This window comes from Vibrio sp. ArtGut-C1 (genome assembly GCF_002105475.1).
Lineage (GTDB): Bacteria > Pseudomonadota > Gammaproteobacteria > Enterobacterales > Vibrionaceae > Vibrio > Vibrio diabolicus.
The window spans coordinates 12575-25359 of sequence record NZ_NCTH01000012.1 but is presented as its reverse complement, the minus strand read 5'-3'; the positions used below and the strand labels follow the sequence as shown (position 1 = coordinate 25359).

7 protein-coding genes, 1 tRNA gene and 1 pseudogene are annotated in these 12785 nt (G+C 37.2%); 5 read left to right on the top strand and 4 right to left on the bottom strand.

The features are described 5' to 3' along the window. Window positions 1–37 precede the first annotated feature (37 nt). Complete coding sequence (locus B7360_RS12375) at window positions 38–718, bottom strand: MaoC family dehydratase (RefSeq protein WP_005391037.1); 681 nt, start codon at window positions 716–718, stop codon at window positions 38–40. 329 nt (window positions 719–1047) lie between these two features. Here B7360_RS12375 and B7360_RS12370 point away from each other — a divergent pair. Then, a tRNA-Ser gene (locus tag B7360_RS12370) sits at window positions 1048–1138 on the top strand. Window positions 1139–1711: 573 nt separating this feature from the next. On the opposite strand, the pseudogene B7360_RS25380 reads toward B7360_RS12370, so the two are convergent. Continuing rightward, window positions 1712–2695 (bottom strand): annotated as a pseudogene (locus B7360_RS25380) (recombinase family protein); the annotation flags it as partial. An 846-nt stretch (window positions 2696–3541) separates the two neighbouring features. On the opposite strand from B7360_RS25380, the gene B7360_RS12355 reads away from it, so the two are divergent. Genes B7360_RS12355 through drt3b form a run of 3 tightly spaced genes read left to right on the top strand, consistent with a single transcriptional unit; the run spans window position 3542 to window position 7369 of the window. Next, a complete protein-coding gene (locus B7360_RS12355) occupies window positions 3542–4147 on the top strand; it encodes a hypothetical protein (protein ID WP_085343616.1) in 606 nt (201 codons plus the stop codon). A 1-nt stretch (window position 4148) separates the two neighbouring features. Beyond that, window positions 4149–5384, top strand: coding sequence for an antiviral reverse transcriptase Drt3a (drt3a, locus tag B7360_RS12350; protein WP_085343615.1), 1236 nt, complete (start codon window positions 4149–4151; stop codon window positions 5382–5384). After that, window positions 5384–7369 carry an antiviral reverse transcriptase Drt3b gene (gene drt3b / locus B7360_RS12345; protein ID WP_085343614.1) on the top strand — a complete coding sequence of 662 codons (1986 nt, stop codon included), beginning with the start codon at window positions 5384–5386 and terminating at the stop codon, window positions 7367–7369. Before drt3a ends, drt3b begins: the two co-directional genes overlap by 1 nt. A gap of 439 nt (window positions 7370–7808) precedes the next feature. On the opposite strand, the gene B7360_RS12340 is transcribed toward drt3b, so the two are convergent. After that, window positions 7809–9359 carry a PAS domain-containing methyl-accepting chemotaxis protein gene (locus B7360_RS12340; RefSeq protein WP_085343613.1) on the bottom strand — a complete coding sequence of 517 codons (1551 nt, stop codon included), beginning with the start codon at window positions 9357–9359 and terminating at the stop codon, window positions 7809–7811. 284 nt (window positions 9360–9643) lie between these two features. On the opposite strand from B7360_RS12340, the gene modF reads away from it, so the two are divergent. Continuing rightward, the gene (gene modF / locus B7360_RS12335) at window positions 9644–11098 is read left to right on the top strand and encodes a molybdate ABC transporter ATP-binding protein ModF (protein WP_085343612.1); all 1455 of its coding nucleotides are present in this window, start codon (window positions 9644–9646) and stop codon (window positions 11096–11098) included. Here modF and B7360_RS12330 read toward each other — a convergent pair. After that, complete coding sequence (locus B7360_RS12330; RefSeq protein WP_085343611.1) at window positions 11086–12558, bottom strand: EAL domain-containing protein; 1473 nt, start codon at window positions 12556–12558, stop codon at window positions 11086–11088. The two genes, modF and B7360_RS12330, sit on opposite strands and share 13 nt — an antisense overlap. Window positions 12559–12785: the final 227 nt, after the last annotated feature.

The window sequence follows — 12785 nt, the reverse complement described above, 5'->3', positions numbered from 1 at the left end:
TGCTCTCTTTTCATATGTTTTCTATCTGGCTCTGGAATTAGAAATGCAGTTGAATAACAGAAACGACAACAGCACCAGGTCGACGAATACCTTCGATTTCCACTTTAATTTCACGCTCGATCTCCAAACCTTTTTTGATCGGCGTTACTTTTGTTAACGTGCTGACAGCACGAACATTGTTTCCTGCTTTAACAGGGTAAGGGAAACGAACTTGGTTTAAGCCTAAGTTAACGACCATTTTGGCTGTTGGGAACATTGGCTTATCAGGGTCCACTGAGTCAGTCAATTTAGGCAACAATGCTAATGTTAAAAAGCCATGAGCGATGGTTGTCTTAAATGGAGATTCAACTGACGCACGTTCTGGATCTGTGTGAATCCACTGCATGTCTTCCGTTACCGCACCAAATTGATTGATACGTTCTTGAGATACATGCACCCAGTCACCAGTGTGAATCACTTCACCAATTTTTTCACTTAACTCGTCATACAGCTTTTGAGCCTCAGGTGCCATTACGATTGGTGCAGGTTGAGGCGCAACCTCTTCGTTAACAGCTGGCTGTTGGTGATCACGAACTTTTGAGAAAAGAAAGCTATTCTGAGCTTTTCCCAAAAAGTCACTCCAATAATCGCGTAACGTTGGAGACATCCAATTCATAAACTCGGATTGATGAGCAGAAATCGCATCAACTTTGTCTTTAAATAGATTTGTGACCTTCATAAACACCCTTAAAAAATTTAAGCACAACTGGCTATACCAGTTAATTTTGAATTAGTTCACAAAGTCTTGCAAATACTTTCGGGCGAACACATGTACCCTAAAAGCAAGTTATTTCTTAAATATCATAAAGATAACAATAAAACACCATTTTATTGACTTACGCCAAGATAAAGTAAAAACTCTATAAATTGCTACTATTTGTCTCTTTTTCACCCCATTTTCAAACTGTTTAACATCACATCAGCGACTATAAAACGAGCAAACAGTACTTCTATTATAATTCAGCACTTTACAAGTCGGACTATGCTCCCTATTATACGTTCCGCAACGGAGAGATGGCTGAGTGGTTGAAAGCACCGGTCTTGAAAACCGGCATACGTTAATAGCGTATCTAGGGTTCAAATCCCTATCTCTCCGCCACTTTGTGATGAAAGCGGGAACCGAGAAATTGGTTCCCGTTTTTGCGTTTGCAATTAAATATAAAACAGCCATATTAGACCCTTCAAATATCAGCTTTTTTGTGGCCTCTACCACCTTCACACTCGTGACTGTAGCAAGCATTAGTTGTTTTAATGCCTCATTATCTATCTGTTGCAAGTGCTTCTGCACGGCTGCGGCGACCTCTACCAACCTAGCTTCTCCAAAGTTTTTCACTGGAAGGTTTATTCTCACTGCCAATTTTGCCATTTCTGCTTCAAGAACATCTAATTGAGTAGATAGATCAGTTATAGTCTTGTTGATTCGTACATCAGGAACTAAGTCACCGTCGGCAACCATCGTGATTAGACGCGAGTAACGCGTTTCCAAATTGCTTATTCTTTTGGAAAGCTTTGTTTTATCAGCCGATAACAGTTTACTAGTCTCCTTAAGGCGTTGCTTCGCCTGACAATGTATTGTTTTCAGGTGAGCTTCTGACAACAATTCATTCATAAATTTATCCTTAACTAAAAGTTCTGCTTTGTCTCTTCTTATTCTTTTAGAGGTCCACGAGTCTGGCGCATGTCTAACTTGCTTGCTGCATTGGTAATAGCTGTACTTACCACTTTTACCGCTTGTAACAACCATACTTGCACCGCAAACACCGCACTTTAGTAATCCTGTCAATAGACACTTAGACCTAATTCTTCGAGATTCAAAAGAAAAGATGTCTCGTGATTTCAAGCCTGCTTGAACATTATAAAACTGATCCTTAGTTATAATGTTTGGTATGTTCACTACAATTGGCTCACTATCTCTAGAGTTATAAATAAACTCACCAATGTAAGATCTATTCTTCAAAACTCTACATACAGAGTTACGGTTCCACTTTGTTCCTCTCCTATAACACTTCCTTTTATTCAACATCTCAGCTATAGATTTTACTCCAAGCGGTTTGCCATTAATTCCTTTTTCAGGCAAGTTGAATATTTCTATTACTATTTCAGCTTCTTCTTCTAGTATCTGTAGCTTTCTCCTACACTTAGAAGTTACACCGGAGACTGTAACAGAATGATAACCAAAGGGAATTGGCCCACCTGTAAAGTAGCCTTTCATCGCTGTATCCTTGAGTCTATCTCTAACAACTTTCCCATTTTGCATACTATAATGTTCATTCATCAAACCTAAGATTGACGACATTACATAGCTATCTTCATAACTTTTAGGTAAAGCTTCGGTAGCGGAGACTAAATGTATTCCTTTTTTTTGTAATACTTTGGTAGCTTCGAGTTGGGCCAGCAAATTCCTACTAAATCTTGACAGCGAATAAACGATCAACCCATCGGCCTTAATTATGTCACTCTCAAGTTCATGCAGCATTAATTCAAAGTTATTCCTTCTTCCTTTATATGCACTTGCACCACCATCAATGTACCATTTTATGATATTATCTCCTCTATTCTCTATCCATTCTGTTATAGAGTTTCTTTGTCCATCAATAGAATCTCCTTTTTCTTTTTGGCTATATGATGAGACTCTAAGATATGCAACACATTCCATTACAAACCTCCTTCACGACAGTATTTATCATTTGTCAATAAAATTGTTTGTAGTAAATTGTCAATAAAAGCATCTGGAATAAAATCCATATTCACTTCAATTTCAACGATACCATTTTCGTTAATATTTTTTTATTCATAAGCACCACTCGGTGACGATTACTAGAACACTTTATAATAAAGTACAATTTAACTAGATTATCAAACCGACCTTTAAGTTAATAAAAATTATTATTAGCGTGGTATAATAATGGCAAAAATTAATTAAAGACAAATCTGTTATAAACTTAACTTTCATCAGACTGATAATAATAGGTAATAATCTTTTATCGGTCATTATATTTCCACATTTAAAAACAGGAATTTGAAATAATGGCATTATATTGCAACAACAAATGTAAAATACTTAACTTTTATATTACAAATAACTATTGAAATATTAATTTAAGAAGAAATTAATCTATAAAAATGAACGATAACTAGTGTATTGGATTGGGTGTTTTTGTTAACAATTGGTTAGTGCCAGCCTGTAATAGGTTCCTTGTCATACCAATGAACAAATCTTGCACTCAAATTTGACTAGTATATAAATACTCAAAGTCCTACTTCATGTAGTCCCTGCAAGCTTTTTGCTGGAACAGTAGACGGGTCTCTATCAACAAACCTCTTTAGATGCTTGATTACGAATCACTGGAAGCTAACCAACGCTTCTACCCGTGTTCTAACGTGTCTCACTCCAAGGTAATTGATAAGCCGATAGACACATATATGCCTCAGATCACAGCATCTTAATAACAAACGCTATATGGTCTTCTGTTTAAGTCTCAACTTATCAGATGGTTAGCTAATGTTTGACAATGGAAAATTAAGCTTGTGGGATATATTCAATAATCTATCCATAGGACTAGCAACACTTCTAATATCTGCCTATCCAATATCTCTATACATAGATTTTGATAAGGTCAAAACTTTAGAGTTACTTTCGAAATTCACTACTGTTCTTGTTATTACGCTACCTGTCCTTTTGCTTTTGTTAGGAATGCTCATTGATGCATTATCAAATAAGTTTTGTCATATACAGGACTTAATTTATCGAATAGAGAAACGAACTCCTAGAGATCAGCCTGAACTAAAAGCTAAAGTAAGGATAATAGTTCCTGAAATTGTGTCTGAAAAAACCATGTTCCGCTTTTGCAAAGCATTTGTACTACAGAACTGCAAAAATAATAATATAGATGTATTTCTGGCAAGGTTTGGTTTTTATAGAAACTTTTCTTTCATTATCTTTACATTTTCATTTTTCAGTTACCCTATACACTCTTCAATCTTACTTTCTATCTTTATATTTTTTATTTCTAGAGTATTTATGGTTAGATCTTATCACTTTTTAAGTCTTCTAGAATCTGAAGTATATTACAACTATTTAGTAGCTAAGGTTGAAAAGGATTTTTAAAATGTTAGATCAATCGTTCAGTAAAAGTAACGTAAAAAACATATCATCAAACATTTGGCACAAATGGAGTCCATCTCAGTCATTTGATGTTTTCTTTGATGATACCTTTGAAAAAATAGAAAAAAAATTAGATAGAGAGAATTATTCATTTGATAAATTTAAATCTTTTACTTTAATGGGTAAGGACACATATGACTTTAATTGCGCTGAAGACGAAATAGTATGTAAGAAACTCAACGATAACATTAGAAGGCTATTTAAAATAAATACAGCGGATAGGCATTCTATTGTTAAGCAGGTTATTTCTTTATTAAAAGATACTCAACCTATAAAAGTTCTCCGATTAGATATCAAAGAGTTCTATGAATCAATAGATAGAGAAAAAGTATTACAGTATGTAATTAATGAGTGGTTGTTATCCCACCAAAACAGGTGTATTTTAAAATGCTGGGATGAACATTTGAGTAGTATAGGACTTACTGGTTTACCTAGAGGTATGTCTTTAAGTTCAACTCTATCGGAAATAAGAATCCGTCCATTTGATCGTGAAGTTAAGAAGCTATCTAATGTTTACTACTATGCTAGATTTGTCGATGATATACTAATTATGTTCACTGGAGACTCAGAACAACTCCTTTCAGAATTAGAAGGAATACTTCGTAGAAATTCACCTGAGTTACATTTTAATGATAAAACCAAACTAATAGATTTAAACTGCAAAAAACAGTCTAATTCTAAACTTGATTATCTAGGTTACGAAATAATATCTTCCAGTGAAATTCATAAGAATAATCAACACAAAAACAGAATCGTTAAGGTGATAATTAGCGAGAAAAAGATAAATAAAATAAAATATAGAGTAAGACGTTCATTTTCTTCTTATGCTAGAAATAGAAACTTCAAATTACTTTTATCTCGTTTGAAATTTCTAACAGGTAACCAGTATATTATTGGAGATATAGATAGAACAAGACTGAAGTCAGGAATATATTACAATTACCCTTTGATAAATGATAGTACTCAAGTTAAAGAACTTGATAAATACTACCATAAACTTATTAACTCTAATCAAGGTAGTGTTAGAGAAGCTATAAATCATATTAATAACTATGATAAAAAGGCTAATGGTAATAGATTAATTCAAATCAAGAAGCTTTCATTTTACTTTGGTTTTAATCAAAGAGTTATGAACTCATTCAATCGGAAAGAAAGCAGAAACATTAAAAGGTGTTGGTAATGTCCAAAGTAAAAATAGATAAACATGATCATCTTAGGGTTATGTTAACTGATACTCTTCCTTATGAAGTGCCTATCACCTTTCTGAATGAGGGAGCTTATTTTTACCTTAGAAGTCAGGATAAAAAGAGTAAACATTTTTGCAAAATAGACGCTAGTGTTAAAAGGTTTGTTGAACACTTTTTTTGTATGGATGATTACACTACCCCATACAATTATAGAATTAGTAAAAATTCAAAGAGTAAACGATTACTATCTGTTCCTCATCCATCGATACAAAGAAAAATCACTAAACTATATGGTGAGTATGACTCTCTAATTACTGAATTATGTAGCAGAAGCCCTATAAGTTTAAGAGCACCTAATAAGGTCGCGTCAAGATACTATGAAAAAGAACTCGCTTCATTCTCAATGTTAGATAAAGACAGCGGCGTAGAAACTGAAAAAGATGCATTTGAGACTACTTCTGTTTATGCTAGCTCTTATTTTACCTATAAGAAATATAATTTCTTATATAAATATTATGATTCTTATGAATCACATCGAATTGAAAAGAAGTTTAGTCATCTTACTAAATTTGATATTTCAAAGTGTTTTCATAATATTTACACCCCAACGTTTAGCTGGGCAGTTAAAGGTAAAGATTTTTCTAAAAAGTACTCTGATTTTTTTTCATTTGATCTACAGTTTAGAAAGCTAATGGAAGACTCTAATGAGTTAGAGTCTAGCGGGATATTAGTTGGGCCTGAATTTTCTAGGATTTATGCTGAGGTTATACTTCAACACATAGATCTAAATATAATTAGCAGATTGAAGGATGATCATGAATTATATTTCGAATCAGATTACACTATCAGAAGATATGTCGATGATTACTTTTTGTACACAAAGAATTTATCCGTTTCATCAATGATAATGGAAGTCGTCGTAGATGAACTAGAGAAGTATAAGTTATTTATAAATGAATCGAAAACTCAACATCATGAAGTTCCATTTATCACAGGTTTGACGATAGCAAAAATGGACTGTAAAAAGCTTGTAAATGAGTACTTCAGTCTTATTAGCGATGATAGTTCTGAACCAGATGACATCAAATTCATCTCATCTATAAATCCATCTAGGAAATCTAATCTGTTTATTAGAGATTTAAAGAGGCTAGTAAAAGTAAACGAAGTAACTTATGAAGGTCTCACAGGTTATGCTCTCGGTGAAATACGTCGGAGACTATTTAGGTTAATTGAAGATGAAAGAGTAACAAAAGCGATTGATGATAGAGAAACAGATAGAATTACTAAGTTGTGCTTATTTGCATTAGAGATATCATTCTTCATCTATAGCATGGACATTAGAGTTAGAACGACATATATAATTACTCAACTTGTTGTAGCGCTCAATGGTTTGACTGAACGGGCTTCTGCTGAGTTTAAGGATGTCATTAGAAAAAAAATATACGACGAATCAATACTCCTTCTGAGTAAAATGAAAGATAAAGGTAAAGCTAATAGTATTGAAACTCTGAATCTTCTGATTTCTATAAAGACAAATTTTCAAGATTACCCAATCAAGCAAAGTATGTTATTAGATCTGTTCGATATTAAGCAAGTTGACGAAGATGAAATTCAACAAAATAAAATGCCGTTAGGTTACTTTCAAATAATGGTATTGTCATGGTTCAACGGAAATAATCGTAGCGAAGTAACCGATTTCTTGCAGAATGAAGTTTTACGAAAGCTTGAAGCGAGCGAAGTAGGTTCGATTGTACAATCTACAGAGCTGACTTGTTTAATCTTTGATAGCTTCAGTAACCCTTTCTTCTCTGACGAGTTTAAATATCGTTTGATAGATATGTTATCTGATAGACTTGATATAAAACCATCTAAGAAAAAGGTTGTTGAGTTTTTGAAGTCTAAAGAGTGGTTCTTTACTTGGAAAGAGAACAACTTAGCGCAGGTTTTAATGAAAAAAGAATTGCGAAGTCCATATTAGTCAGTTAGTGTTCTTGTGTACGGGCGACGCGCTTCGAATACACATGTATCACTAGTCGGTTACTACCAACTAGTGCTGCCAAGAGCAGCTCACACGCTATGTAGTGCAGACTCCGTACATCTAATTTCCGGGGGTAAGCTTTTAGATAGCTTACCCCTTTGCTTTAAATGTGTTCGAATAGTTAGATTTTTCATCTGATCTACACCCTGAAGTTGATGCGGTATCAGTAGTCAACCACCAGTTTCCAGTTCCCATATTCGTCCCATGTAGCCCGCCACTTATTTAGAAAGCTCGCATTTATTGCGAGCTTTCGTCGTTTTAGTGCTTGTAAAATGACGGAGGTTCGAACCCCTAGTCGTATACGGCCCCAGAACTTCACCACATTCCAATAAAGAGCCCGCTAAAAATTAGCGGGCTCTTTATTTCTATTTTCTAGTGTTTAAGCAAACTTCTTAATCATTTCAGATAGGTCATTGGTACAACTTTGCACTTTAGAGTTCATCTGATTCGTTTCTGTCATCAGATCATACGATTCACTGTACTTTAAGTTAAGCGACTGGATGTTTTCGTTAATCTCATCCGTTACGTAAACCTGTTCTTCTATCGCTACCGCAATTTGTTGATTTCGCTCGACTACATCCTGAACGAGAGATTGCAGCTGTTGGATGCTCTCTAAAGCCGTGCCTAACAATGTTACCGTTCCGGTCGACATGTCATTGCCTTTCTCTAGCGCAGAAACCGCTGATTTACTGCCCTTTTGAATTCCTTCAATGGCCGCTTTAATTTCTGTTGTCGATTCCTGTGTTCTTTTAGCAAGGGTTCTCACTTCATCCGCAACGACTGCAAACCCTCTCCCTTGTTCGCCTGCCCTCGCCGCTTCAATTGCTGCATTCAACGCTAATAAGTTGGTTTGTTCAGCAATATCATTGATCACTTCAACAACGGTTCCTATTTGCTCGGTTTGTTGGTTCAAACGCATGACCACTTTAGAGATTTCGCCGAGCTCATCCACCAGCTCTAGTACCGAGTGGTTAACATTATCGATAACGCTACGGCTATCTGTCATCGTGTTCTGCGCTTCGAGCGTAGCATCGGCAGTCGCTTGAGCATTATTTGATATCTCAGATGATGAGGCTTGCATCTCGTTGACCGCTGTAGCGACCGAGTCGATCTCTACTTTCTGTGCACTCAAGTTTTCCGTCACTTGCTGGCTATTAGTCGCAGCACTGTTGGCACTTGCACGCGTTTCTTCGCAAGAGTCTTTTACAGACACCCCGACTCGCCCTAATAGCGCATCTGCAAATTGCTTACGCATCTTCATACCCAGCTCAATTTCAGCCAGATCGTTAATTTTTCCGCAATAAATATACTCCATTAGCGGATTGTTGAAGTCTTGCCTAGCCTGTCTAGCAAGCTTCTCAACTGGCCTTGTTAATACATAAATTGAGAAAACGGAAAGTAATGCAGCAATGCCAAAGGCCACCGCTGGTGATTGGTTCATTTGTAGAGTTAGCAAGCCAAGAAGGTTGGAAATGAAAAGAAAGAAGGCTGCTCTCATCCACAAACGCGTACGGGGAAGATACATTTGCAATGGTTTACCGTTATTCCGAAGTTTTGAATACGCTTTTTCCGCTCGTTGAACGTGTATACGCTCAGGTTTAAATCGAACCGATTGGTATTCAACAACTTCACCATTGGATTTGATAGGAGAAGCAAACGCATCAACCCAATAATACCCTCCGTTTTTACGTCGGTTTTTCACCATTCCCATCCAGTGTTTTCCGGCTTTTAGGTGCGTCCATAAATCTTTAAAAGCCTGTTTCGGCATGTCGGGGTGGCGTACAACATTGTGAGGCTTACCGATAAGTTCACCATCATCAAACCCCGCGACTTCATTAAAGTTTTCACTGGCATATTTGATATAGCTGGACGTATCGGTGATAGAAACTAGGCTGTAACTCGAAGGGTAATCATATTCCGTTTCACTCATAAACATGTGTCCTTACATTGATTAATTAAATAAACGGCAAGTATGAGTGTAGCAGCATAACATTTATGCGCATAATGATAAGCTCATTGTAAAATTCAATAAAATTACTGATAGGTCAATTTATTACCTGCAAACATAGTGGCGGTTTCACTCTCAAATAGCACTACCCTTGAGTGCTCACAAGATGCTGCATTGATTAAAATTAATACACAAAAGCGCTTCCTTACTGAGTTCGTAAATTGTTATAAATACACGATTACAACGAAAACAAGGAAGACAAACATATGACTATTCGTTTTAGTCAGCTTGCCGCTCAAGGGAACACGGCTCACCTATTTATTGACGATTGGAAAATAGACACTCAGCAATCTTGGGGAATATTCAGCGCGGATGGGGATATTGGAGCTCTACTTGGAGACCTTATTTGTGGTGAACTTTCACCAATAAGCGGGAAACTTGAGCTTGATGGGCTGTCCGTTGCTCAAGTGTCGTTATCAGAGCAACAGCGATTACTGGAAAGAGAATTAGAAAAGGACGATACAGACTTTCTTGATCGTATCGATCAAGGCAGTACCGTTTACTCACTCATTCAGGAGCACAGCCAAGACGCTAATTTAATAGATCAACTGATTACCGACCTCGACCTAACTCACCTTAAACACAGTGGCTTTCGTGTTCTCTCTACAGGGGAAACAAGACGAGTGATGCTAGCTCGCGCTTTAGCAACACAGCCTGATTTATTACTGCTAGATAACCCATTTACTGGTTTAGATATTGCCCATCGAGCAGCTCTCGCTCACTATTTACACTCGCTTTCTCAAACCGTACAGCTGCTGGTCACGTTTTCTCGCGAGTCTGATATACCTGAGTGGATTGATCGCGTTGCGCTTTTCAGTGCAGGAAAGCTGGACAGTACGATGGATAAATCCAGTTGGGATAATCATCCAATCATTGAACAAATTAAATCTCAGTCCGAGCAACAGAGTGAAGAAATGATGAACTTGATACGTCAGCATCAGCACTCGACACACTTCGACAACCCAATATTTAAACTAACAAATGGGTCTGTTGAATACACTGATAAGAAGATCTTTACTGACTTAAACTGGCGAATAGACAAAGGTCAGCATTGGCAGGTCAAAGGCCCAAATGGCTGTGGGAAGAGCACCTTGCTTGGGTTAATCTTTGGTGATCATCCTCAGTGCTACAGCAATGACATTGATATTTTTGGTAAAAAGCGAGGGTCTGGCGAGACAATCTGGGAAATTAAGCAGCACATAGGCATGGTATCTTCAGCGTTACACCTTCAATACCGCGTTAACTGCAGTGCGCTAGACGTGATTTTGTCCGGTTTTTACGACTCCATAGGGTTGTATAACCAACCCACTCGTAAAGAAGTGGACATCGCAAACGAATGGCTCGACATCCTACATATGAGCCAATACCGAAAAACCTCATTCAAGCAATTAGAGTACGGTCAGCAGCGCCTGTTGTTGATTGCAAGAGCCATCGTTAAACAACCAACATTACTGATTTTGGACGAGCCATATCAAGGGTTAGATTTTTTGGGTAGACGTTTAGTTAAGAATACACTTGAGCTCATCGCCCGAGAGAATTTAAGCCAGCTATTGTATGTATCTCATTACCAAGAAGACCGCTTGGATAGCATCAAGAATGAGTTAGAGTTTGTTTTTGATGACAATGACCAATGTTATCGGGCTAACATTTACCAATCATAATGACTTCGCTGAGCAAGTTGCTCATAAGGTAAAGGCTTGGAGTAAAAATATCCTTGATGATATCGCACTCCCATCTTTTTCAAATGGTCGGCTTGCGCCGTTGTTTCTACACCTTCAGCGATGAGTTGTACTTTTAGCTCTTCCGCAAAGTGAACAATAGCTTTTAAAACAGAAGCACTAAGGCTAGGTATACCAATAGTTTCGACAAAACATTTATCGATTTTTAGGTAATCAATACGCATGTGCTGCAGAAACGCCAGCGAGGTTTGACCGGTACCAAAATCGTCGATTAACACATCAATGCCATGTACTCGCAGCGCTGCGATACACTTTCTGGCTTCAGCATCAATGAGTTGACGTTCTGTTATCTCTATGCCTAATGAGACGTTATTTCGACTTAACTTCCTGTCAATGAGTTGAATCTTTCTAATCGCGTTTGGCCCAACTAAGTAACCGGGCGGCACATTAATACCAAGGTGAACAGAGTGATTAAAGTCTAATTTACTAAAGTCTTCTGCCGCTTTACCGAGAACGTAATCCGTGAGCAAAAAGACCAATCCACTTTGCTCCGCCGCTGGTACAAACTCATCAGGAGAAATGAACCCTTTATTCTGATGCTCCCATCGCACTAGGGCTTCAAAACCAAATAGTTGACCAGTATCGACGTTAATCTGGGGCTGGTAATACAGAGTCAACTCGCCTTTCTTTATGGCTTTCTTTAAATCCAGAACCAAGCTTCGATGAGGATCGATAAATTTATTTAACGCATATAAGCAAAGATAGATAACAAAAATGATTGGAATTGAATACAAAAAATAGGAAAGTGTTCTTTGTTTGACAAATAGATCACTAGCTTCACTCAAAGCTTCATATTCAAACATTTGCGACGATTTGATGCCAATAGGATTACTTCCCGTTCTCAACGCTTCTTCAGGTGCAACTTGGTCATGAATAAATAAGGCAGAGCGTTTTAAGCGTAAATCGTTATTAAATCCTATCTTCGCATTAAAGTAGTCATGATCAATAATCGTCACCGCTTGATAACCTCGCTCTCCTTCGGTCACGACGAGCAAAAATTGGTCATATACGCTATCCACGTTTCCCAGTGCTAACGCTTGTCCCTCAGGAAATGTAATGTGCTCGGCTAACGGCTTAGAAATTACGCCCAGTTTAGAAGAACACGTAATGATCCCATCTTTTACAATCAGCATTTCTTCGATATCTCGTTCAAACATCAAGTTTTGCTGAAGCTCTTCACATCGTCTAGGATGCAACAAAGCCGTGCGGTTTTCGGTCTCTATTTGGAATAAAATTTCGTCTGCGATTTGAACGTTTTTTTCTAATAGATGATTGAGGTTGTTTTGCACGCTTTCACGAGCTAAATACAAGACCTCGCCAACAATCAAAGGAATGGGCAACAAAAAAATGATGGCTTTTTTAAAAAGCGCCTTATTCAGCATATAAAAGTAACCTTTTATAAAACCGATTTACTGAGATGGTATCTGGATTCTGATACCCACTAGCAACTCTCGTTTATAATATTATTTATTTAGATTAACTCAGTATGCGAAACACTTGGTAATACCGCAAACTAAACAATGCCTTAATCCCTCCTGTTCCAATTTAGCATCAAACGACTCAAACCTGAGACGTCAATACGACATCATTTTTGAGCCTATCGGTACCG